The organism is Amycolatopsis sp. NPDC051758 (assembly GCF_044453095.1).
Classification (GTDB): domain Bacteria; phylum Actinomycetota; class Actinomycetes; order Mycobacteriales; family Pseudonocardiaceae; genus Amycolatopsis.
In genome coordinates this window covers 770,579-794,429 of the sequence record NZ_JBITCJ010000002.1, presented here as the reverse complement: position 1 = coordinate 794,429, position 23,851 = coordinate 770,579, and the positions used below count along the sequence as shown (strand labels likewise).

Genomic DNA, 23,851 nt, shown 5'->3' with positions numbered 1-23,851 from the left:
GTCACCGGGACGCCGGCCTCCTGGTCACGCCGAGGGCGGGGCGACGGTGGCGTCCGGCTGGTTCGCCCGGCGCAGCGAGCCGGCGACGAAGCCGTTCGCCTTCAGCTCTTCGACCAGCGCACGCAGGAACTCGACGGTCTCCGGACGGCGGTCCGGCGTGGTCCCGACCGCCTGCTGGATCTGCATGAAGCGCTCGGTGATCACTCGCGTGCCCGGGTGGGCGGCGGCGTAGGCGGTCATCGGCTGCCGGATCCCGGCGGCGACCTCCAAGCCCTGTTCCTCGAACGCGACGACGCCGTCCTCGCCCCGCACGACGGTCGCGTGCTGCAGGGTCCGCGTCAGGAACAGGTCGTAGGCGGACCCCTGCTTGACGCCGATCCGCACGCCCGCCCGGTCGACGTCGGCAGGCGACGTGAACGGCGAGCTGTCCGGAACGACGAACACCCCCTCGATGACGACGTACGGCCCTGTGAAGGCAACCTGGGCCGCCCGCGCCGGTTCGATCGCCAGGAAACCGAGGTCGGCCGCCCCCGACACCAGCGCCTCGAACGACTTCCGGGCCGCGTCGAAGCAGACGAACTCCACCGGGACGTCCAGCCGCACGGCCACCTCCCGCGCGAGGTCGACCGTGACCCCGCCGGGCTCGCCCGGCGAGCCGTGGGCGAGCACGGGATTGCCGAGGTTGATCGCGGCCCGCAGCGTCCCGGTGGGCGCCAGGTCTTCGGCGACGGTGGAGAGGTCTTCCATGATCGGCGAGGGTAACGGCGGGAGCGCGTGTGCGCCGCCGAAGTGTTGCTCACGCCACCGGCGGCTCGTCCGCCGGCCCGGAGATGTCGAGGTTGAGCGTCTTGCGGACGGTGAGGATGGTCTCGACGGCGGACTTGGGGTGGAGAGCCATGCGCTGCCGGGCCAGTGCGATGAGGTGGAGGTCCGGGCCGAGGCCGGTCTCCGCCAGATCGTCGGTGAAGACGTCGAGCACCGTGGCGCACAGCAGCGCGAAACAAGCGGCGTGCCGGCGCAACCGCTCGACGGGGTTGTCCGGATCGACGTCGGCCGCCGGGTCACAGATGCGGCGGGAGAACTCGACCAGCTCGAGCGAATGGTCGACCTCTTTGAGGTGGAGGAGCGCGGCCGAGAGTCGTGTCACCTCGTCGGTCGGCGGGAGCATGTCGGCCATGCCGGCCAGCGCGTGTGCCTTGCTGCGCAGCTCGGTGCCGATCAGGATGCGGGTGACCGTTTCCAGGGTGGGGTGGTAGATCTCGTTGGCGATGTCGACCATTTCGATGGTGTAGCGCCGGAGATCGCGCGGCAGCCCGCCGGAGAGGCAGTGGCACAGGTAGCCGAACTGTTCGGGGAGCTCCGGCAGCCGCAACGTGATCCACAGGCGGCTTTCCTCGAGGGTGAAGTGCTCGACCCGGATCATCTCGGTGAACGCGCTGTCGAAAGCGTCGCGTACCGCGAGCCCGCGTTTCTCGAAGTTCAGCACCGCGTCGTCGGAGACGGACACGAAGAACAAGCACCCCGGCACATCGAAGATGGCCTTGATGTCGTTGATGAACTGGTGGGCCTTCTCCGGCTCTCCGATCTTGTCGAGCTCGTCGATCGCGACGACGAGCAGGCCGGCGAGTTTCTCCTGCTCGAGCTGTCGCGCGGTCGAGGTGGCGAACTCCCGGAACTTGTCGACCACTTCGGGATGAGTGAGCTGTTGCTCCGCGCGCTGGGTGGACCAGGTCCGGCCCGCTTCGCCCTTGAGGGGCAGGTTCAGTTTTCCGGACCAGCCCGTGGTGTAGGTCTGCAGGAAGCGGATCTGGTCGAGGTGTTTCTTGGCCTGTTTCCGGAGCGTGGTGATGCCGGGCGGGGTGCGGTCACGGGCGGCGGTGAACGCGGTTCGGACGAGCGCGGTGACCAGTACGAGGCCGAGGTGCACCGGGACGAGCGCCAGGATCGCCAACGCGGTCAGGCGCACGACGGACTGGCCTTCCGTGAGCAGGGAGAGGCTGCCCGGCAGCGCGCCCGAGGCGCGGCGAAGCAGGTCGGCGATCTCTCGTCCGAAGACAACGATGTTGGGCGAGCCCCAGAGCAGCATCGAGACCGCGGCCGCGAAGGCGAAGTGCACCACGATCCTGGTCAGGTGGTCGAAGGCCGTGCGGAGGAGCCGCCGCCGGCCGCGCGACGACGGGTGGCCGACTTTGTCGAGCACCGCACGGCAGAGCAGAGCGTGCAGGTGCAGGACGAAGTCGCGGGCCTCGTAGTTGGCCGGAGCGGACGCGAGCACCAGAAACGGTGTCGGGCTTCCGCCGCTGCTGTGCAGGCCGGACGTGATGGACTTGATCGCGGTCGTCTTGCCGACACCGCGGTTGCCGGCGAGGGCCACGGCGACCGAGTCGGCGCGGTCGAGCACGCGGGTCAGGCGACGGGTGGCCGCCGTCTGGATGATGTTGGCGCCGAGCTCCTGGTAGAGGCCGGTGACCTCACGGAAGATGAGCTTGGTTCCGAAGGTGAGCTTGCGGTTGCGCCGGATGAACTCCTGGATCGCCGGAACGACGATCTCGGCCTGGACCTCGGCCAGCCTGCTGCCGAGGCCGATGAGGTCGTCGTGCGGGACGATGCGGCCCACCTCGCCGAGACTGGTGACCGGGAAGAGCTCCGGGACCCTCCGCACCACGATCCGGCCGGACATCGCGACAACCCCGCCGAGCCCGCCGACCCCCATCGCGGCGAGAGGCCACGAGAGCGCGGAGTAGCTGTAGACGAAGCAAGAGAGATAAGCCGCGGTGAGGCCGACCGCGGCGCCGAGCCAGAGGATCTTGGCCGGGCCGAGGTAACGGACCCTCGGCCGGCGAGGAGCGATGTGATCCTGCCGGGCGTACTCATCCTGTGCCATGCGTACCCGGGCCAGGGTGGACTCGCTGCTCAGAACCACTGCCTTCGCGTCCTCGGCGCGAAGTCCCTCAGTGCGCAATGTCGCTCGGAGATCCGGGTCGGCGAGTGCATTGTCGAGCATCACTTCGAGAGCGAGGGCCGCCGTCCAGAGCTCGAAGTCGTCGGACGTCGTGACGTTCCAGTCCTGGAGAACACTGGGTCCGAGATCTCTGGGCGGTTCATCGCTCATCGTGACATGGTGCCAACGGGCTCGGCGCCGGTCGCCGGTTCCGGGGCAGGTGCGCCCTGTTGGCCGAACGCCGCCGTTACCGGCCGGTGACCGCGAGGTCGCTCACGCCACCGGCGGCTCGTCCGCCGTGGTCAGGTCGAACGTCGTCTCCTGGTGGTAGACCTCGCCCGGGCGGAGGACCGTGCTCGGGAAGTCCGGCCGGTTCGGGGCGTCCGGGAAGTGCTGGGCCTCCAGTGCGAACCCCGCGCCGCGGTGGGGCAGGTGGTTGCCCGAGTAGAACTGCAGCCCCGGCTCGGTCGTGTGCATCGTGAGCAGCCGCCCCGACTCCGGGTCCCAGGCGCGGGCCGCACGAGGTCCGTCGAGGATCCAGTTGTGGTCGTAACCGTGGCCGATCGCCAGCTGGGGATCGGGTGCGCCGAGGCGGGCGCCGATCCGGGCCGGCGTCCGGAAGTCGAACGGTGTGCCCTCGACCGGGACCGGGTCGCCGAGCGGGATCTGGTTCTCGTCGGTCGGGCAGAACCGGCTCGCGTTGATCGCCAGCCGGTGCGCGTGGACGTCGCCGGCGCCGGCCAGGTTCCAGTACGTGTGGTTGGTCAGGTTGACGACCGTCGGTGCGTCCGTGGTCGCGCGGTAGGTGATGCTCAGCCGGCCGGGCGCGTCGAGGCGGTACGTCACTTCGGTGGTGAGCCGGCCGGGGTAGCCCTGGTCGCCTTCCGGGCTGACCAGGGTGAGCCGCAGGCCGTCGTCGGCCTCGGCGGCCGACCACATCCGGGTGTCGAACCCGGCGGGGCCGCCGTGCAGGCTGTTCTTGCCGTTGTTCAGCGGCACCCGGTGCAGGACGCCGTCGAGGGTGAACGTGCCGCCGGCGATGCGGTTCGCGTACCGGCCGATCACCGCGCCGAGGAACACCCGCGCCGCGCCCGGCCGGTTGTTCCCGACGTAACCGTCCAGGTCGGGGTAGCCGAGGACGACGTTGCCCGGCCGGCCCGCGCGGTCCGGCGTCTCCAGCGACTGGAGCACAGCGCCGTAGTCGAGGACGCGCACGGTGAGCCCGTCGCGGGTCAGGGTGTACCGGTGGACGTCGGTGTCGCCGGCGCGGCCGAAGAGCTCACGGGTGAATGCGGTCATCGGCTCGCCCTCCAGCACGCTGTTAGCGCTAACAGCGTGCTGGAACTCTAGGTTCGGGTGCGCCGCCCGGTCAAGCGCCCGGCTGGGTGCCGAGCAGCTGGTGCGCCCGCAGCGCCATCTGGATCTCCAGCCGCTGCGCGGGATCGGCGAGCCGGTCGCCGAACAGGTCGCTCAGCTGGCTCACGCGGTACCGGACGGTCTGCGGGTGGACGCCCAGCGCCGCCGCGATGTCCGGGGTGTTCCCGTTGTGCTCCAGCCAGCTCAGCAACGTCTCGGCCAGCCGGACCTGCTGCTTCACCGTCAGGCCCGCGAACGGCGCGAGCGTCTTCGCCGACAGCTCGTCCAGCAGGAACCGGTCGGCCAGCAGCCAGTGGGTCGCCAGGTGGTCGGCCGTGTGCGTGACCGGCCGGTCGTCGATCAGGCCGTCGCGTACCAGGCCGAGCGTGCGGCGGGCCCACCGCAGCGACGTCGCCGCGTCGGCCGGCCGGACTCGGGGGCCCACCGCCGCGCGCCAGCCCGGCAGGCGGCCTTCGAGCCCGCGCAGATCGCGATCCGCGTTGGGGGTGAGCAGGCACGGCTCGGTGCCTTCGAGGTCGAGCAGCACGTCCTCGGCGACCTGCGGCGCCGGTGTCAGGTGCTGGTCGGTCCGCGGGTCGAGCGCAACGACCGTGACCCACTCCGGCATGGTCCACGTGGCGGCCTTCGCCATCGTCACGATCGTCGCGGGGGACGACGGCGGGGTGGCCAGCAGCAGTTCGAGCAGCCGGCGCCGGCGGCGTTCGAGCGTGCCTGTCGCCATCGCCTGGGCCAGCGTGTACCCCTCGACCGAGTAGGACGAAATCTCGTCCACGTAGGCGAAGATGGCCTCCGCGCCGACGCAGAGCACCGCGGCCGGGAACCGGTGCGCCTGCCCGAGCTCCGCGACGTAGCGCCACGCCGCGCGGCCGCCCGCGCGGTAGGCGGCCTGCAGCGAGTTCAGGCTGCCGCCGTCGTGGTGAACGCGCTTTCCCACTTCCATGAACAGCTTCGCCCAGTTGTCCTGTGTGGACGCGAGGTCGTCGATGCTGTTGATGCAGCTGACCACGGCCTGCTCGATGGCCAGCACGATCATCTTGCCGAATTCACCTTCGAGGGGCTTCGCGTACTCGGGCACGGCCCGCTGGATCTCTTCCAGGATCCGGTGCGCGAGCGGGTCGGCGTGCGGCCGGAACCGCCGCGCGAACTCCGTCGGCAACGAGCACCACAGCTGCCGCGCGCGGCCGGTGCCCCGCGGGTGGGGGACCGTGATCGTCCGGGTCATGGCCTGCCCCTCTCCGCATCGGCGCGGACGCCATGTACTCACACGGATACGGAGTTGGCAACCGCCGCCCGGGCGCGCGGGCCGAGTTCTGTCACGTGCGACCCAATCGCGGCGGCGGAGTTTGTCACCTGCCCGACAAGCGGCAGAACACTCACCGCCACAAGGGTTTTCGCGCGCCGATTTGTGAACCCGGCCCGTATCTTCGTGCGCCCCTTGGTTGTTAGCGTGATCAACCACTCAGCCGGGAGGAGACGGGATGACAGCGCTCGTTTCCTGGTGTTTCCGCCGCGCCGCCGTGGTCGTCGTGCTGTGGCTGGTGGCACTGGGCGGGCTCGGTTTCGCCGTGGCGCACACCGGCGCGGTCTTCCGCGACACCGTCGACCTGCCCGCCGCGGACAGCACCGCGGCGGCGAACGTGCTGCGTGGCACCGGTGCGGCCGGCGACGAGGAGCGGGTCGTCGTCCCGGTCGAACCCGGCGCCCGCCTCGACGCACTGGCCGCCCGGCTGGCGGCGCTCCCGCACGCGGTGTCCGTCACCCCCGGCCCGGTTTCGGCCGATCGGCGGATCGCGGTGCTCACCGTGCGGTTCGACGCCCCGGCGGCCGACCTCGGCCAACCCACGGCCGACGCGCTGGCGGCCGTCGTCCAGGACGCGGGCGGCGGGGCCGCCGGGGAGCTCGCCACGATGACGGCGGCCGCGCCGGACCTGGGCAACGCCGGGATCGGCCTGCTCGCCGCGGCCCTCGTGCTGCTGGTCGCCTTCGGGTCGCTGAGCTGCGTGCTGCTCCCGGTCCTCACCGCGTCGGTTTCGGTCGGCTGCGCGCTGGCCGTCGTGACGCTGTTGTCGCACGTCATGACCGTGCCGAAGATCAGCACCGAGATCGCCGCGCTGCTCGGCCTGGGGGTCGGTGTCGACTACGCGCTGTTCGTGCTCACCCGCTACCGGCAGGGCCGGCGTGATGGCGCGGAACCGGCCGCCGCGCTGGCCACCGCGGCGGCGACGTCGGGCCGCAGCGTCGTCTTCGCCGGGATCACCGTGTGCGTCTCGCTGGCCGGCATGCTGACCGTCGGGATGCCGTTCCTCACCGGGATCGCGGTGGCCGCCGCGGTTTCGGTGCTGCTGACCGCGTTCGCCGCGCTGACGCTGCTGCCCGCGTTGCTGCGGCCGGTCGCCCGGCGGATGCCCGTCCGGCGGGCCGGGACCGGCGGCCGCTGGGCCCGGCTCGCGCGCTCGGTGACCGCGCGGCCCGGCCCGTACACCCTCGCCGCGCTGCTGGTCGTGGCCGTGCTCGCGCTGCCGATGACCGGGCTGCGGCTCGGCGTGCCCGACGCCGCCTTCGACCCGCCCGGCAGTGTCACGAAGACCGCCGCCAACCTGCTGGACGAGGGGTTCGGCCCGGGCGCCGGCGCCCCGCTGCTGGTGGTGGGCACCGGTGACCCGGCCGTGGCGGCGCTCCGGGAAGCGCTGCTCGCCCGCGCCGACGTCGGCCCGCCCGCCGCATTGCCCGGCGGCGTCTGGCTGCTCACGGTGGTCCCGCGGACCGCGCCCGGCGACCCGGCCACCGACGACCTGCTGACCTGGACCCGGACGATGGCGACCACGGTCGGCGGGCCGGGCACCCACGTCGGCGGGATCGTCGCGACCCGGGCCGACTTCTCCGCGGCGATCACCGCCCGGCTGCCGCTGTTCCTCGCCGCGGTGGTCGGCATTTCCGTGCTGCTGCTCGCGTGGGTGTTCCGCAGTGTGCTGATCCCGTTGACGGCGGCGGTGATGAACCTGCTGACCGCGGCCGCGACGACGGGTGCGGTCGTGGCCGTGTTCGGCGGGCCGATCGAGCCCTACCTGCCGGTGTTCCTGTTCGCCGGGCTGTTCGGGCTGTCGATGGACTACGAGGTCTTCCTGATCGCCCGGATCCAGGAGGCGTGGCGCCGCCACGGTGACACCCGCGCCGCCGTGGTCGACGGTGTTGCGGCGACCGGCCGGACCATCACCGCGGCCGCGCTGATCATGGCGCTGGTGTTCGTGTCGTTCGCCTTCGTGGACGCCCGGGTCGTGCGGGAAGCGGGCGTGGGGCTGACCGTCGCCGTGCTCCTCGACGCCGTGGTCGTCCGGTGTGTGCTCGTGCCCGCGGTGATGGCCCGCTTCGGCGCCGCCAACTGGTGGTTCCCGCGCCGGCGGAAGCTCGCGGACACCCGCGAGCTGGTGGGGAGCACCCGATGACCCGCCGGACCCCGACGCTGGTGATGATCGCGCTCGGCGCGTTCGTCACCACGCTCGACAACACCATCGTCGCGGCGGGTGCGCCGTCGATCGGGCGTGACCTCGCGCTGGACCTCGGTGCACTGCAATGGGTCGCGCTCGGCTACATGCTGCCGTTCGCCGGCCTGCTGCTGGTGGCGGGCACGCTGGTGGACCGCTGGGGCCGCCGCGCGACCTTGCTGGCCGGGCTGCTCGCGTTCGGCGTCGGCGCGGCCGCCGGCGGGCTGGCCGGTTCGGTGGAGCTGCTGGTCGCCGCCCGCGTGCTGCAGGGGCTGGCCGCGGCGTTCCTGGTGCCGGGCCTGCTGAGCCTGCTCCGCACGAATCTCGACACGCGCGGCCGGACCCTCGGCGCGGCGGTGTGGACGGCCTGCCTGGCGGCCGCGCTGGCGCTCGGCCCGGCGCTCGGCGGGGTGCTGAGCGAATACCTCGGCTGGGGCTGGATCTTCTTCGTCAACCTCCCGTTCGTGGCGGTGATGCTCCTGCTGCTGCCGGCGACCGCGCCGCGCGGCCGGGACCCGGCCGGTCCGCGGCCGGCCACCGGCCCGATGATCGTCGTGACGGCGAGCCTCGTCCTGCTCACCGCGGCGCTGGTCCGGTCCGGAACCGGGGCCGCGCTGCCGCTGCTCGCCGCCGGCGCCGCACTCGGCGCCGGGTTCGTGGTCCGGGAGCGGCGGGCGCCCGACCGGCTGGTGCCGCCGGCCCTGACCGGCAACCGGGTGTTCGCCGGCTCGCTCGCCGTGCAAGTGCTGTGGGGACTGGGCATCTCCGGTGTCTTCTTCTTCACGCCGTTGCTGCACCAGGACTTCCTCGGGCTCGGCCCGGTCGGCGCCGGGCTGCCGCTCGCGCTGGTCGCAGTGGCGGTCATGGCCGCGACGCCGCTGGTGCCGTGGGCGGTGACCCGGTTCGGTCCACATCGGACGGTCGCGGGCGGACTGGCCGTGGTCGGCGCCGGGCTGCTGGCCCTCGCCGTGGTGAACCACATTCCGGCGATCTCCCCGCGGGTGCCGGGAATGGTGCTGATCGGGGCCGGTTCGGCGTTCACCACGCCGTTGACTTCGCACGCGCTGGACGTTGTGGCCGAGCGCCATTCCGGCACGGCATCCGGCTTGCTCACCGCGTCTCGCGAACTGTCGAGCGCGCTGGGAGTTGCGCTCATCGGCGCCGTGTTGACGGCGGTGCGCGGGATCCGGCTCGACGCGGGTGCGCCGACCGGAGTGGCGCTGGCCGGTGGGTACACCGCCGGGCTGCTCACCGCGGCGGCCCTGACGCTCGTCGGCGCGCTCTTGGCCGTGCGCGTGTTGCGGGCCCGTTCCACCACAACCTCGTCACCGCGTGACAAACGCGCGGTGCCGTAATCCGTTTCCCGATGAGCAAATGGGATCGCTCGATTGACAACCTCCGGGGAACAGCTATTCACTGCGCCGGTAAACGCTATCTGCGAGGGACCATGGATACCATTTCCGAGCCGCTTCCCGTCACGGGAGAAACGGACCGCGACGGCGAGTCGTTCTCGACGCTGCTGGGCCGCTGGGCACGTGTCCTCGGTGACGAGGTCGCCGTGACCCACCTGGACCACCGCACCACCGCGGACGGCCGGGCGATCACGCTCACCTGGCGCGAGCTCGACGAGCGTGTCGACGCGGTGGCCGCCCGGTTGAGCGAAATCGCCGGTCCGGGGGAGCGTGCGGCCGTGCTGGCCGCGCAGTCCGCCGACTACGTCGTCGCGTTCCTCGGCGCGATCCGGGCCGGGCTCGTCGCCGTGCCGCTGTTCGCACCCGGCCTGCCGGGCCACGCGGGCCGGCTGTCCGCGGCGCTCGCCGACTGCACCCCGCGGGTCGTGCTGACCACGACCGACGACTTCGACGCCGTGCACGCGTTTGTCGAGGGTCCGGACGTCGTCGCCGTCGACACGCTCGCTCCGGTCGCTCCGCGAGACTGGCCGCGGCCGGACCCCGACGCCCCGGCCTACCTGCAGTACACGTCGGGATCAACGCGCTCGCCCGCCGGAGTGGTGCTGACGCACCGCAACGTGCTCGCCAACGCGCGTCAGGCGTGCACCGCCTACGGCGCCGAATCGCGGACCACCTCGACGGTCAGCTGGCTGCCGCTGTTCCACGACATGGGCCTGATCCTCGGCATCGGCGCGCCGATGGCCGGCGGGATGGCGTCGGTCCTGCTGGACCCGATGGCGTTCCTCGAGCGGCCCGCGCGGTGGCTGCGTGCGCTCTCGGCCAGCCCGGGCGCGATCAGCGCGGCCCCCAACTTCGCCTACGCCTACAGCGCTTCCCGCGTCACCGAGGCCGAAAAGAGCTACCTGGAACTGAGCCGGGTCGTCTCGCTCATCAACGGCAGCGAGCCGGTGCTGCCGTCGACGATCGCGAAGTTCCAGGACGCCTTCGCCGGGTGCGGGCTGCGGCCGGAGGTGCACCGGTCGTCCTACGGCCTGGCCGAGGCCACGGTGTTCGTCTCCGTCACCGACGCGGGGAAACCGCCCCGGCAGGTCACGTTCGACCGGGACCGGCTCGCCGCCGGGTTCGCCGAGCCCGCCGCTTCCGGCTCGGCGCTCGTGTCGTGCGGCCACCCGGTCGGCCAGCGCGTCCGGATCGTGGACCCCGGCACCGGCTCGCCGGTCGGTCCCGGTGCGGTCGGCGAGATCCGGGTCAGCGGCCCGAACGTCGGCCGCGGTTACTGGGGACGGCCCGAAGCGTCGGCCGCCACCTTCGACCTGCCGCCGCTCGACCCGGACACCGGGTCGGGCTGGCTGGCGACCGGCGACCTCGGGGTGCTGTTCGACGGCGAGCTGTTCGTCACCGGGCGGCTGAAGGACCTGGTGGTCGTCGACGGCCGCAACCACTACCCGCAGGACGTCGAGCAGACCATCGAGGAGCATCCCGCGGTCCGGCTCCACTCGGCCGGGGTGTTCGCGATCGACGGTGACGGCGGGGAAGCCGCGGTCGCCGTGCTGGAACGCGCGAAGGACAGCGACGCCGATGTCACCGCGGCTGCGGCCGCGCTTCGGGCGGCGGTGTCGGCGGGCCACGGCCTGCGGCTGCACGACGTCGTCTTCCTGGCTCCCGGTGAAGTGCCCCGCACGTCGAGCGGCAAGATCAGCCGGGCCCGGTGCCGGGCGTCCTATCTGGACGGTTCGCTGACCACGCGGCGGCTCGGATGAACGCCGACGGGATCCGCGCCTGGCTCACCACCCGCGTCGGCGAGGTCGACCCTGACCGTCCGTTGAGCGAGACGGGGCTGTCCTCCAGGGACGCCACAACGCTTGCGGCCGACCTCGGCGAGGTTCTCGGCCGTGCGCTGCCGGTGACGCTGGTCTGGCAGTACCCGACGATCAACGCGCTCGCCGCTCATTTGTCCACTGTGGATTCCACGCCGGTTTCGGCTCCGATCGGGGAACGTGCGGCCGACGAGCCGATCGCGATCGTCGGCCTCGGCTGCCGCCTGCCGGGCGGGATCGAGTCGCCGTCCGCTTTCTGGCGGTTCCTCGACGCCGGCGGTGACGGCATCGGCGACGTCCCCGAAGGGCGCTGGGAGACGTTCGCGCCCGCCGAGGACCTCGCCGGCCTGCCGCCGCGCGGGGGTTTCCTCGGTGACGTCGCCGGGTTCGACGCGGCGTTCTTCGGCATCACCCCGCGGGAAGCGGAGGTGATGGACCCGCAGCAGCGGATCGTCCTCGAGGTGGCTTGGGCGGCGCTGGAGCACGCCGGGATCCCGCCGTCGAGCCTGCGCGGCAGCCGGACCGGGGTGTTCGTCGGGCTGTCGGCGACCGAGTACGGCTCGCTGACGATGACCGACGTCCCGGGGGTCGACGTCTGGTCCGGCACGGGCGCGGCGGCGAGCATCACCGCCAACCGGCTCTCGTACCTGCTCGACCTGCGCGGGCCGAGCCTCACCCTCGACACCGCGTGCTCGTCTTCGCTGGTCGCGGTGCACCAGGCGGTGCAGAGCCTGCGCCTCGGCGAGAGCGAGATCGCGCTCGCCGCCGGGGTGAACGTGCTGCTGTCGCCGGGCATCACGGCCGGCTTCCACCGCGCCGGCGTGCTCGCCGCCGACGGCCACTGCAAGCCGTTCGACGCCGGCGCCGACGGCATCGCGCGCGGCGAGGGGTGCGGCGTTGTCGTGCTCAAGCCGCTGCGCGCGGCACGGCGGGCCGGCGACCGGGTGCTGGCGGTGATCCGCGGCAGCGCGGTGAACTCCGACGGCCGGTCCAACGGCCTGACGGCGCCCAACCCGGAAGCCCAGGCCGGCCTGCTGCGCGACGCCTATGCGGCGGCGGGTGTCGATCCGTCCTCCGTGGACTACGTCGAGGCCCACGGAACGGGCACGCCGCTGGGTGACCCCCTGGAAGCGGGTGCGCTCGTGACGGTGCTCGGCGCCGGCCGCGACCCTTCGCGTCCGCTCTTGCTCGGTTCGGTCAAGAGCAACCTCGGCCACCTCGAAGGTGCGGCCGGGATGGCGGGGCTGATCAAGGTGGTGCTGGCGATGCTGAACCGGCGGGTGCCGCCGAGCCTGCACTTCCGTTCGCCGAACCCGCACATCGACTTCACGTGGCTGCGGGTGGTGGCGTCGGCGGCCTCGTGGCCACGCTATTCGGGCACGGCGCGGGCCGGGGTGTCGGCGTTCGGCTTCGGCGGGACGAACGCGCACGTGGTGCTGGAGGAGTGGCCGGCCGCGTCGTTCCCGTTGCGCGGGGCGGATCTGGACGGGCCGGAGGTGTTCGCTCTGTCGGCCCGGTCTGCGGAGGTGGTGCGGGCGCGGGCGGGGGAGCTGGCGGATTGGCTGGAGGGTGAGGAGGCGCCGCTGGGTGCGGTTGCTTCGACGCTGGCTCACCGGCGCGAGCACTTGCCGGTGCGTGGGGCGGTGGTCGCCGAGAGCCGAGGTGACGTGATTGAGGCGCTGCGGGAGCTGGCGGCCGGAAGCGGCATGGTCGGCGACACCCGGGTTGCGGCCGCGGGTCGGCCTTCGGTCGCCGAGCCAGGCGGCGGAAGCTCCGCGATCCCCCATCCCGGCATCGTGTTCGTCTTCTCCGGCTACGGCTCCCAATGGGACGGCATGGGCCGCGCCCTGCTGCGGTCCGAACCCGCCTTCCGCGCCGAAGTCGAGGCGCTCGACCCCGCCTTCCGCGCCGAAACCGGGTCGTCCCTGCGCGACCTTCTCGAGCAAGAACGAACCGACCTGGCCGCAATCCAGCTCGCCCTGTTCGGCATGCAACTCGCACTCGCCGCACTTTGGCGCGCCCACGGCGTAACGCCCGCCGCCGTGCTCGGGCACTCCATGGGCGAGGTCGCCGCAGCCGTCGTCGCCGGGGCGCTCGACGTCACCGATGGCCTGCGCGTCATGGCCACCCGGGCCCGGCTGCTCGCCGAACTCGACCAGCGTGGTGACGGTGCGATGGCCGTCGTGGAGCTGTCGCCCGCTGAGCTGGCGAAGTTCCCCGACGTCACCGTCGCGGTGTACGCCTCGCCCACCCAGTGCACGGTCAGCGGCGCCGCCGACCAGGTCGACGCGCTGGTCGCACACGCCGAAAACCTCGGCAGACTGGCCCGCCGGCTGCCGGTCGGCGGGGCGGGGCACTCCGCCGCCGTCGACGCGGTGCTCGAGCGGTTCCGCGAGGCACTCGGCGGCCTGACCGCAGGGAAATCCGAGATTCCCTGTTACAGCACCGTTCTCGACGATCCTCGCGAGACACCCGCCTTCGACGTCGAGTACTGGGCGGCGAACCTGCGCCGTCCGGTGCGGTTCAGCCAGGCCCTCGAAGCCGCCGCGGACGACGGGCACACCGCGTATGTCGAAGTCTCCCCGCACCCCGTGGCCCTCGCCGCGATCGAACAGACCACCGGCGAACGTGCGCTGCCTTCGGCCGGCCGGAAGATCGACGAGCGGGCCGCGTTTCTCACCAGCCTCGCCCACCTGCACGTGCACGGCCACGACGTGCTCAAGGCCCGTCCGCAGACACCACCGGTCGAGCTGCCCGGGCCGGTCTGGCGCCACGAACGGTTCTGGCCGCGACCGAGCACCCGCCGGGGCGGCCATCCGCTGCTCGGCGTCCACATCGAACAGCCGGGTGGGAAGACCCACCTTTGGCACGCCGACGTCGGCACCGCGGTGCTGCCCTGGCTGGCCGACCACACCGTCCAGGACACCCCCGTCTTCCCGGCCACCGGCTTCCTCGAACTGGCGCTCGCCGCCGGCTCCGGCGGGCACGTCCGCGACCTCGAACTGCGGGAAGTCCTGCCGCTGGCCGAGCACACCGAGGTGACGGCCGGCCTCACCGGCACCGAACTGAGCGTGCACGCCAAGTCCGCCCAGGGCGAGTGGGTCCGGCACGCCACCGCGCGGCTCGGGTCCGGCGGCACGCCGTCGGCCCCGTTCGGGGAGGTCACCGGAGCGCCGGTGGACCTCTACCGGGTGCTGGCCGGCCTGGGCCAGTCCTACGGCCCGGCCTTCCGCGGCCTCCGCCGGGTCGTCGCCGGGGAGGGCCGCGCCTCGGCGTTGATCGCGCTGCCCGAAGCGGACCATCCCGCGTACACCCTGCACCCCGCGCTCGCCGACGCCTGCCTGCACGCGCTGGCCGCAGCCGTCGGCGAAGCGGACGCCCTCTACCTGCCGCTCACCGTGGGTGAAGTGATTGTCGCCGGCGATCCGCGGAAGGGCGTGCGGGTGGACGCCGTCCTCGGGTCGGTCGACCCGTCCGGTGACGGCCTGCTCGGCAGCGTCCAGCTGGTCGACGCGGGCAACGCCGTTCTGGTGGAGTTCCGGGACGTCTACTGCCGCCGGTTCCGGGACGCGGCCCTCGCCCGGCTGCTGTTCGAAGCGACCTGGCAGCCGGCCGAGGTGCCCGCCGCGTCGGACCAGCCACCGAGCTGGATCGTGCTGGGTGAAGAAGACGTCGACCGGGAGACGCTCGCGAAGCTGGTGCGCGAGAAGGAAACGACCGCGGTGGTCGCCCTGTTGGGCGGAGCGACCAAGCCGGATCCGGGACGCGCCGCAAAGCTCGTCGAGACGCTGTCCGGGCTGGTCGCCGAACTGGCGGACCTCCCGGCGCCCCCTCGGTTGTGGCTGGTCACCGCGGGCGCGCAGAGCGTCGAACCCGGCGAGCGCGGTGATCCCGACCTCGCGGCACTGCGCGGATTCGTGCGTGTGCTCGCCTTCGAACACCCCGAACTCCGGGTGAGCCAGATCGACTTCGACGCCGAACCGGACCCCGCCAGGCTGTGGTTCGCCCAGCTGCGCGACGAGGTCAGCGCGGACGGCCCGGACGACGAAGTCGCCTGGCGTGAAGGCATCCGGCACACCCGGCGCCTGACCCGCCCCGAGCTCGGCGACGCGGTGCGCAACCCGGTCCGCGACGGCGCCTACGTCATCACCGGTGGGCTCGGCGGACTCGGCCTGGCCGCGGCGAAATGGCTGGCCGAACGCGGCGCCACGCGACTGGTGCTCAACAGCCGTCGCACCACCGACCCGGGGCTCGACGAGCTGGGCGTCGACGTCCGGGTGGTGCCCGGCGACGTCGCCGAGCCCGGCACGGCCGAGGCGCTCGTCGCGGCGGCCGTCGAAGGGGGCATGCCCCTGCGCGGGGTGCTGCACGCGGCCGGCGTGCTGGCCGACGGCGCGGCGATCACCCTGGACGCGGACGCGCTCGACAACGTCTGGCGGCCGAAGGCGCTCGGTGCCTGGCGGCTGCACGAGGCGACCGCCGGGCATCACCTCGACTGGTGGCTGGTCTACTCCTCGGCCGCCGCGCTCTTCGGATCGCCAGGCCAGGCTGCGTACGCCACCGCGAACGCGTGGACCGACGCACTGGTCACCTGGCGCCGGGCCCAGGGACTCCCGGCCGCGACGATCGGGTGGGGCGCGTGGGGTGAGATCGGTGCCGCGGCCGGGTCGCGCAACCCGGTGCTCGAGCCGCTCGGCACCGAGGAAGCGCTGTCGGCCCTCGACGCCGTCCTGGCGCGCGACCGCGCGGCGACCGGCGTCGCCCGGGTGAACGCCGAAACGGTGCTGGAGCTGTTCCCGCGGCTGGCCGAGCGGCCGTTCTTCACGATCTTCGCGCCGCGGTCCGAACCGTCCACTTGGGACGGACTGGAACCGCTGCGGGCCGGGTCACCGGAGGCCGCCCGGGCCGCGCTGGCCGACCACCTGGCCGGGCTCGTCGCGGGACTGCTGGGTTACGCCGAGGTCGACCGGCACGTGCCGCTGACCCGGCTCGGCCTCGACTCGCTGTCGGCGATGCGCGCCCGCGGCGCGGTCGAACGCGACTTCGGTCTGCCACTGCCGATCCCGCTGCTCCTGCGCGGGGCGAGCCTGGCCGAGCTTGCCGACCACCTCGCCGAGCAGGCCGGTTTCGGGCCCGCGAGCACGGCGGCGCCGGTCGGGGCCGGGCCGCGTGACCCCGCCGAACGCTGGGTCGCCCGCCACTGGCAGGCCGAGCTGGGCGGCCCGGAACCGGGTGTGCACGACAACTTCTTCGAAGTGGGCGGTGATGCCGGACGCGCGCAGCGGCTGCGCGCGGTGTTCGCCGAGCAGCTCGGCGCGGTCCCGGCCGTGGACCGGCTGTTCGCCACCCCGACGGTCGCGGCGCTGGCCGACCTGCTGCGGGCCGAGCTCGAAGGTCACGGCGGCGGCCCGGTGCGGCTGCTGCGTGACGGCGTCACCGAGCCGCTGTTCCTGTTCCACCCGGCCGGCGGGCCGACGAGCGTGTACCGCGAACTCGTCCGGCTGCTCCCGGAAGACCGGCCGGTGTACGGGTTCGAACGGATCGACGACGAGGACACTGTCGAGGGCAAGGCGGCGTGTTACACCGAGCTGATCCGCGAGATCCAGCCCCACGGCCCGTACCGGCTGGGCGGCTGGTCGTTCGGCGGCTGCCTGGCCTACGAGACGGCGCGGGAGCTCACGGCCGCGGGGGAGCCGGTCGAGCTGGTGGTCCTGATCGACACGATCCTGCCGCTGCCCGCGCCCGGCAAACCGGTGGGGGAGCTGCTGCTGGACCGCTTCGACCGGTTCGCCGAGCACGTCTCACGGACCTACGGCGTGCCCTTCGAGGTCCCGCGGGACGAGCTCGTGCGGCTGGACGAGGACGCCCAGATCCGCTGGGTCATGGACCGGCTGGCCGAGCAGGTGCCGGACCTGGGCCAAGGGGTCCTGAAGCACCAGTACGAGTCCTATATGGACGCGCGGGTCGCCGAACGCTACGCCCCGGCCCGCTACGACGGGCGTGTGCTGCTGCTGCGGGCCCAGGACCCGCACCCGCTGACCACCGCGCTCGACCCGCGGTACCTGCGCACGGACGACACCCTCGGCTGGGGCGAACACTGCGGCGACCTCGAGGTGGTCCGGGTGCCCGGTGACCACGTCTCGATGATCGACCCGCCGCACGTGGCGGCGCTGGCGGCGGCGCTCACGAGCAGATGCGAAGCGGTGGTGCGCTGATGGACGACCTCACGCCGACCACGGCGTTCCGGATCGCCGACCTCGCCGCCCGGCAGGACGAAGTCGTGCGGATCGCCGAGAAGCGGGCGGTCGACCGGCAGCACGCCAAGGGCAAGCTGACCGCGCGCGAGCGGATCGGGCTGCTGCTGGACGCCGGCTCGTTCGTCGAGCTCGACCAGTTCGCTCGGCACCGGTGCGCCGAGTTCGGGATGGACGCCAACCGGCCGTGGGGCGACGGTGTCGTCACCGGCCACGGCACCGTCGACGGACGCCAGGTCTGCGTGTTCTCGCAGGACTTCAGCGTTTTCGGCGGCAGCATGGGGGAGGTCTCCGGCGAGAAGGTCCTGAAGGTGATGGACCTGGCCATGAGCATCGGCTGCCCGGTGGTCGGGATCAACGACTCCGGCGGCGCGCGCATCCAGGAAGGCGTCGTCTCGCTGGCGTACTACGCCGAGCTCGGCCGCCGCAACGCGCACGCTTCCGGCGTCATCCCGCAGATTTCGATGATCATGGGCCCGTGTGCCGGCGGCGCGGTCTACGCGCCGGCGATCACCGACTTCACCGTGATGGTCGACGAGACCTCGCACATGTTCGTCACCGGCCCCGACGTCGTGCACGCCGTCACCGGCGAGCGGGTCACCGCGCAGGAGCTCGGCGGCGCGGCGGTCCAGAGCGAGGTCGCCGGCAACGCCCACCACCGGGCCGCCGACGAGCAGGACGCGATCGAGTGGGTGCAGACCCTGCTCGCCTACCTTCCCTCGAACAACCTCGACACCGGCCCCGAGTACGCCGACGACACCAGCCCCGTCCTCACCCCGGCCGACCTCGAGCTCGACCGCTTGGTGCCCGACTCGCCGAACCAGACCTACAACATGGCCGAGCTGATCGCCGCGCTGGTCGACGACGGCGAGTACACCGAGGTGCACAGCGCCTTCGCGCCCAACATGATCTGCGCGTTCGGCCGGGTCGAGGGCCGCACGGTCGGGGTGGTGGCGAACCAGCCGCGGCACCAGGCGGGCGTGATCGACATCAACGCGTCCGAAAAGGCCGCCCGGTTCGTGCGCTTCTGCGACGCCTTCAACATCCCGCTGCTCACCCTCGCCGACGTCCCCGGCTACCTGCCGGGCACCGACCAGGAACGCGGCGGGATCATCCGCCGCGGCGCGAAGCTGATCTACGCCTACTCCGAGGCGACGGTGCCGAAGGTGACCGTGGTCGTGCGCAAGGCCTACGGCGGCGGTTACGCGGTGATGGGCTCCAAGCACCTCGGCGCCGACGTCACCATGGCCTGGCCGACCGCGGAGATCGCGGTGATGGGCGCGGAAGGCGCGGTGCAGGTGCTCTACCGGCGGGAGCTGGCCGAGCTGCCGCCGGAGCGGCGGGACGCCGCCCACCGCCGGCTCACCGAGGAGTACCGCAAGCGCCACGGCGGCCCCTACCTGGCCGCCGAACGCGGCTACGTCGACCAGGTCGTCACGCCGTCGCAGACGCGGCTGCTGGTGGCCCGCGCGCTGCGGACGTTGCGCACCAAACGGCAGACCCTGCCGGCCAAGAAGCACGGAAACATCCCCCTGTGAAGGAGACTTCGATGAGAGCCACCCTGATGATGCTGGCCGTCGTCGTCCTGCTCGCCAGTGGTGTCACCGCCGCCCAGGCGAGCCCCGCCGTGGCCGACGACGGCGCGAAGGTCGTCCAGGAGACCTGGCTCGACTCCCGGACCGTCGACCTGAAGATCGACTCGCCCGCCCTCGGCACCACCGGGATGGTCCGGCTGATCGTGCCGACGGGCTGGGCCGCGCAGCCCACGCGGACGTGGCCGGTGCTGTTCCTGCTGCACGGCTGCTGCGAGCCGGTCGACTACCGCTCGTGGGACCAGTTCACCGACGTGAAGGCGTTCACCGCCACCAAGGACGCGCTGGTCGTGATGCCGACGGACGGCCCGGCCGGGATGTACACGAAGTGGTGGAACTTCGGGCTGTCGAGCAAACCCGACTGGGACACGTTCCACACCGCGGAGGTGCGCCAGATCGTCGAACGGGGGTACCACGGCGGCACCCGCCGGGCGATCGCCGGGCTGTCGATCGGCGGGTACGGCGCGTTCGCGTACGCGTTCCAGCACAAGGGGATGTTCGCCGCGGCGGCGTCCTACAGCGGGGTGCCGAACACGCTCTACCCGGGGATCCCGGTCTGGATCGTCGGCATCCTGGCCCGCGCCGGGATCTTCAACTACCTGAACCTCTGGGGCGACTCCTTCGGGATGCAGCCGATCTGGTCCGCGCACAACCCGTACGACCACGTCCAGGACCTGCGCGGCATGGCGCTCTACATCTCCTGCGGCAACGGGCAGACCGGGCCGCTCGACCCGCCCGGGCAGTCCGACGTGCTGGAGCCGTCGGCGCTGCTGTCGTCGCAGAGTTTCACCGACAAGCTGCGGCAGGCGGGCATCCCGGCGACCGTCGACTACTACGGCCCGGGCACGCACAGCTGGCCGTACTGGCAGCGGGCCCTGCACAACTCGTGGCCGGTGCTCGCCGGCGCGCTCGGCCTCCCGGCCTGAGCGGAACCCCTTCCCGATGGAGGTTGTGGTGAAGTCTGTCCCTTTGCGACGCTTGGTGTCGGCGCTGCTGGGCGTTTCCCTGGCTGCGCTGGGAGTTGTGGCCGCGAGCCCGCCCGCCGGCGCGGCGGCCGCCCCGATCCTGCCCGGACCGTTCGACGACTCCTTCTACACCCCGCCGTCCCCGCTGCCGGCCGGGAAACCGGGCGACGTGCTCCGCTGGCGCCCGTCGGTGCCGCTGATGAACGCGGCCAACGCCGACGCCTGGCAGGTCATGTACCTGTCCACCAACGCGCAGGGCCGTCCGGACGCGGTGACCGGGACGATCCTGGTGCCGAAGGGCAAGGACCCGGCCACCGCGCCGATCGTCGGTTACGCCGTCGGCACGCAGGGCCCGGCGTTCAAGTGCACGGCGTCGAAGGCGATGGAGCGTGGCACGCTCTACGACCAGCCCGCGATCAACGACTCGCTGTCCAGCGGGTACGCGGTCGCGGTGACCGACTACGAGGGTTATTCGCCGACGACGGTGCCGACGTACATCACCGGCCAGTCCATGGGCCCGGCCGTGATCGACTCGGTGCGGGCGGCGCAGAACCTCCCGTCCGCGAAGCTGGCCAAGACCGCGAAGGTGATCTTCCAGGGCTACTCGCAGGGCGGCGGCGGATCGATGTGGGCCGGCGAGAAGCAGCCCACCTACGCACCCGAGCTGAACGTCGTCGGTGTGGTCGCGGGCGGCGTCCCGGCTGACCTGACCGAGGTCGCCAAGGGCCTCGACGGGTACATCGGGTTCGGCTTCCTGGCCTTCGCCGCGCTGGGGCTGGATGCCGCTTACCCGGACCTGAAGCTGGATTCGTTCCTCAACGACACCGGCCGTCAGCAGCTGGGCGACGCGAAGAAGAACGCCTGCGTCGCCGAGCTGCTGCTGAACTATTCGTTCAAGAAGATCAGCGACTACACGACGTCGAACCCGCTGAGCACCCCGCAGTGGCAGGCGCGGCTGGCGCAGAACAAGCTGGGCGCGAACCCGCCACGGGTGCCGGTGTTCCAGTACCACGCGGGCACCGACGAGATCGTCAACACCCCGCAGGCGGAGACGCTGCACCGGGCGTACTGCGCGGCCGGGGTGCGGGAGCAGTGGCAGACCTACCTCTCCGACCACGCGACCGGGATCCTCGCCGGCAACGCCGATGCGCACCAGTGGATCGTCAAGCGGTTCAAGGGAGACGCGGCGCCGTCCAACTGCTGAGCAAAGCCGTGACTGGCCCATCGAGGGGCTCAGCGTCCCTCGATGGGCCAGTCACGGACGTCGGATCAGACCTTGCCGGCGGCGAAGGCGGCCGCGTCGGCGGCGTCGGCGCCGTAGCTCAGGTGGGCCAGGACGTTGCCACCGCCGGCCTGGCACACCGGGTCGCCACCGGCGCAGTAGTCCTTGGTGCGGCTCTGGTACGGGCCGGTGACCTCGCGGCCGATCGAGCGGATCGGGTTGCCGAACAACAGGATCGCCGCGATCCGCGGGGCCAGCTCCGCCGGGATGGTCGCGACGACCGGGCCGCCGACGGGCGAGCCCGCGCTGCTGATGCCGATCGAGTTGTCGACGACGTTGGCGCCCTGGGAGTAGCCGACCAGCACGAACCGCTGCTGCGGGCAGGCCGCGGCCTGCGCCGTCACGTGGTTGACGAGGTCGGTGTTGCCCTTCTGCACCGACGCGGGCTGGCCCAGGTCGGCCGGGTAGTTCACCCGGTAGCTGCTCAGCGACCGCGGCCGCAGCTGGTTCTGCACCGCTTGGTAAACGGGGTCGCCGACGATGAGGCCCAGCGTGCCGGGCTCGAAGGTGCCGCGAGCCACCGGCACGTCGATGTCGGTGCAGGGCGCGGCCGACGCCGCCGGGGCGGCGACGACGGTGAGGCCGAGGACGGCGAGGCCGGCCACGGCGGCGGAAAGCATACGGGTACTCATGGGATCACACCTCTGGGGGCGGGGAACCGGATTTGCCGCAAGCGTTTTCCGGAACCGGGGACGCGCGCGCTTTACTTGCGGGTAAAGGCAGCGTCGCAGCGTTTGCCGACCGAGGGCAAGAGGGTGTTCCGGTTCGCCCCGGAAATTGTCCGATCGGTGCTAATCAGTCCGATGTGGACGCTCAACGTGGTCCAGCAGCGCGGGGTCGAGGCCGCGCAGCGCGGCCATGACGAACCCGGTCGCCAGTTCGCCCGCGGCGATGGGGTCGACGCCGGGGGAGTGGGAGACGTGCATCGCGGCCCGGCCGACCAGGCCGACCATCATCGCCCCCAGGAGGTCCGCGCCGGCGCCGGGGGTCCGGCCGTGCGCGAGCAGGTACTCCCGGACCCGGGTGACCACCTCCGTGGTGATCGTGTCGGCCAGCGCGCGGCGCTCGTTCGACATCTCGTCGACGGCCGAGTCGAACAGCATCCGGAAGCTGTCCGGGTGGGCGCCGGCGTAGCTGAACATGGCCATCACCGCGAGCCGGACCCGTTCTTGCAGCGGGCGTGAGCTCGTCGTTTCGTAGGCGGTGAGCACCCACTTCTGCAGCGCGGCGACCTCCCGGGTCACGGTGGCGCGGAAAAGGGCCGCCTTGTCGCCGAAATGCGCGTACAGCGTCGGTTTGGTGGAGTCGGCGCGCTCGGCGATCAGCCCCATGGTGGCCATCGCGTACCCGCGCTCGGCGAACACGGCCCGGGCGGCGTCGAGCAGTTCGTCGTCGGTCGGGCGGGCGGCCGGGCTGCGGCGAGTGCTGGATCGATCAGGGAAACTCCGCCGGCTCATGGCGGTGTACTGTACGGAACCCGCTGCTTTACTGTCCGGTAAAGCTTGGTCCGGCTCCCTTCGTCCCGGTGGAGGAACCTGGTGAATGCTCGGCAGCGGGTCCCGGTCGCGGGTGAAGACGGGCTTCGGCGGGCGGAACTGGCCGCGCTCATGCGCCCGGCCCTGCCCGCCCTGGTCGACGGGATCGTCACGGAGGTGTGGCGGGCGGTCCCGGTCTACGCCCGGCCGGGCTCCTACGGCCGCGTGACCCGCCACGGCGTCGAGTGCGCCGTCGCGCTCTTCGTGGACCTGGTCCAGGATCCGATGGCGCCACGGGACGAGCTGTACGAGACGTGCCGCCGGCTCGGCGCCGGCGAGGCGCACGAAGGCCGCACCCTCGACGACCTCCAGGCGGCCTACCGCGTCGGCACCCGCGTGGGCTGGCACTGGATCATGCGGCTGGGCCGGCGCCACCAGCTCTCGTCGGCGACCATGGCGCGGCTGGCCGAAATGCTCTTCGGGTACGCCGACGAGCTCGCCCGGATGTCCATCCGCGGGCACCGGGAGGCGCTCGACGGCACCCAGGCCGGCCTGCGACGACGCCTGCTGCGGCTCGTCACCGGACCCGGCACCGTCCCGGACGAGCTGCTCACCGAGCTCGCGGCCGCGGCCGGCTGGCCGGTGCCGCCCGAGGTGGTGGCCGTGGCCGTCGAGGAGCCGAGCGACGTCTCGTGGGGACCCGACGTGCTCGCCGACGTTGATGCGCAGCACCCGTACCTGCTGCTGCCGGCCCCGGTGGACGCCCTTTGCGTCTCCCGGCTCGGCACGCGTGTCGCGGTCGGCCCGCCGACGGAACCGGGCGCCGCGGCGCATTCCCTGCGCTGGGCCCGGGCCGCGCTGCGGCTGGCGGCGGACGGCGCGTTGCCGGACGTGCCCGTCACCTGGTGCGCGGAGCACCTGACCACGCTGTGGCTGCTGCTGGACGAGCACCTCACCGACCAGGTCGCCCGGCGTGAGCTCGCCCCGCTCACGCAGTTCCCGGACCGCACGCGCCGCCGGCTGGGCGAGACCCTGTTGTCCTGGCTGCAGAACGGCGGCAACTCCGAGAAGATCGCGGTGGACCTGTCCGTCCACCCGCAGACGGTCCGGTACCGCGTGCGGCAGCTGAAACAGGCCTTCGGCGCGCGTCTCGAGGACCCGGACGCGCGGTTCGCCATGCAGACCGCGCTGCGGGCGTCGGGGCTGCGCACCGCCCAGTCGCGCTGAAACGAGTTCTCGTTCATCCGACCCGGC

14 protein-coding genes are annotated in these 23,851 nt (G+C 72.5%); 8 read left to right on the top strand and 6 right to left on the bottom strand.

Annotation, left to right across the window (positions count from 1 at the left end; translation table 11 throughout):
* Positions 1-24: 24 nt before the first annotated feature.
* The 4 genes from ACIA5G_RS12660 to ACIA5G_RS12645 all read right to left on the bottom strand — a co-directional run bounded on the left by ACIA5G_RS12660 (position 25) and on the right by ACIA5G_RS12645 (position 5,540).
* Positions 25-747 carry a transporter substrate-binding domain-containing protein gene (locus tag ACIA5G_RS12660; RefSeq protein WP_395922836.1) on the bottom strand — a complete coding sequence of 241 codons (723 nt, stop codon included), beginning with the start codon at positions 745-747 and terminating at the stop codon, positions 25-27.
* Between the two features lie 49 nt (positions 748-796).
* Positions 797-3,112 (bottom strand): P-loop NTPase fold protein, encoded by a 2,316-nt coding sequence (locus ACIA5G_RS12655; RefSeq protein WP_395922835.1) that lies wholly within the window; start codon positions 3,110-3,112, stop codon positions 797-799.
* 102 nt (positions 3,113-3,214) lie between these two features.
* Positions 3,215-4,240: an aldose epimerase family protein gene (locus ACIA5G_RS12650; RefSeq protein WP_395922834.1), complete on the bottom strand. Its 1,026-nt coding sequence runs from the start codon at positions 4,238-4,240 to the stop codon at positions 3,215-3,217.
* 70 nt (positions 4,241-4,310) lie between these two features.
* A complete protein-coding gene (locus ACIA5G_RS12645; RefSeq protein ID WP_395922833.1) occupies positions 4,311-5,540 on the bottom strand; it encodes a helix-turn-helix domain-containing protein in 1,230 nt (409 codons plus the stop codon).
* A 256-nt stretch (positions 5,541-5,796) separates the two neighbouring features.
* Between ACIA5G_RS12645 and ACIA5G_RS12640 the strand changes: the two genes are divergently transcribed.
* The 7 genes from ACIA5G_RS12640 to ACIA5G_RS12610 all read left to right on the top strand — a co-directional run bounded on the left by ACIA5G_RS12640 (position 5,797) and on the right by ACIA5G_RS12610 (position 21,044).
* The gene (locus ACIA5G_RS12640) at positions 5,797-7,761 is read left to right on the top strand and encodes an MMPL family transporter (protein ID WP_395922832.1); all 1,965 of its coding nucleotides are present in this window, start codon (positions 5,797-5,799) and stop codon (positions 7,759-7,761) included.
* Positions 7,758-9,155, top strand: coding sequence for an MFS transporter (locus ACIA5G_RS12635; protein WP_395922830.1), 1,398 nt, complete (start codon positions 7,758-7,760; stop codon positions 9,153-9,155). The genes ACIA5G_RS12640 and ACIA5G_RS12635 overlap by 4 nt, the downstream gene beginning before the upstream one ends.
* A gap of 92 nt (positions 9,156-9,247) precedes the next feature.
* Positions 9,248-10,972 (top strand): fatty acyl-AMP ligase, encoded by a 1,725-nt coding sequence (locus ACIA5G_RS12630; RefSeq protein WP_395922829.1) that lies wholly within the window; start codon positions 9,248-9,250, stop codon positions 10,970-10,972.
* Complete coding sequence (locus ACIA5G_RS12625) at positions 10,969-17,244, top strand: SDR family NAD(P)-dependent oxidoreductase (RefSeq protein WP_395922826.1); 6,276 nt, start codon at positions 10,969-10,971, stop codon at positions 17,242-17,244. Before ACIA5G_RS12630 ends, ACIA5G_RS12625 begins: the two co-directional genes overlap by 4 nt.
* Positions 17,244-18,821, top strand: coding sequence for an acyl-CoA carboxylase subunit beta (locus ACIA5G_RS12620; protein ID WP_395922824.1), 1,578 nt, complete (start codon positions 17,244-17,246; stop codon positions 18,819-18,821). The genes ACIA5G_RS12625 and ACIA5G_RS12620 overlap by 1 nt, the downstream gene beginning before the upstream one ends.
* Positions 18,822-18,850: 29 nt before the next feature.
* On the top strand, positions 18,851-19,801 hold the full coding sequence (locus ACIA5G_RS12615; protein ID WP_395923512.1) for an alpha/beta hydrolase: 951 nt from the start codon (positions 18,851-18,853) through the stop codon (positions 19,799-19,801).
* 28 nt (positions 19,802-19,829) lie between these two features.
* Positions 19,830-21,044 (top strand): lipase family protein, encoded by a 1,215-nt coding sequence (locus ACIA5G_RS12610; RefSeq protein WP_395922823.1) that lies wholly within the window; start codon positions 19,830-19,832, stop codon positions 21,042-21,044.
* 65 nt (positions 21,045-21,109) lie between these two features.
* Here ACIA5G_RS12610 and ACIA5G_RS12605 read toward each other — a convergent pair whose 3' ends face one another.
* Positions 21,110-21,754 carry a cutinase family protein gene (locus tag ACIA5G_RS12605; RefSeq protein ID WP_395922822.1) on the bottom strand — a complete coding sequence of 215 codons (645 nt, stop codon included), beginning with the start codon at positions 21,752-21,754 and terminating at the stop codon, positions 21,110-21,112.
* Between the two features lie 159 nt (positions 21,755-21,913).
* Entirely contained in the window at positions 21,914-22,579 is a 666-nt protein-coding gene (locus ACIA5G_RS12600; protein WP_395922821.1) for a TetR/AcrR family transcriptional regulator, read from the bottom strand.
* Positions 22,580-22,660: 81 nt separating this feature from the next.
* Here ACIA5G_RS12600 and ACIA5G_RS12595 point away from each other — a divergent pair, with 81 nt between their 5' ends.
* On the top strand, positions 22,661-23,824 hold the full coding sequence (locus ACIA5G_RS12595; RefSeq protein ID WP_395922820.1) for a helix-turn-helix domain-containing protein: 1,164 nt from the start codon (positions 22,661-22,663) through the stop codon (positions 23,822-23,824).
* Positions 23,825-23,851 lie beyond the last annotated feature (27 nt).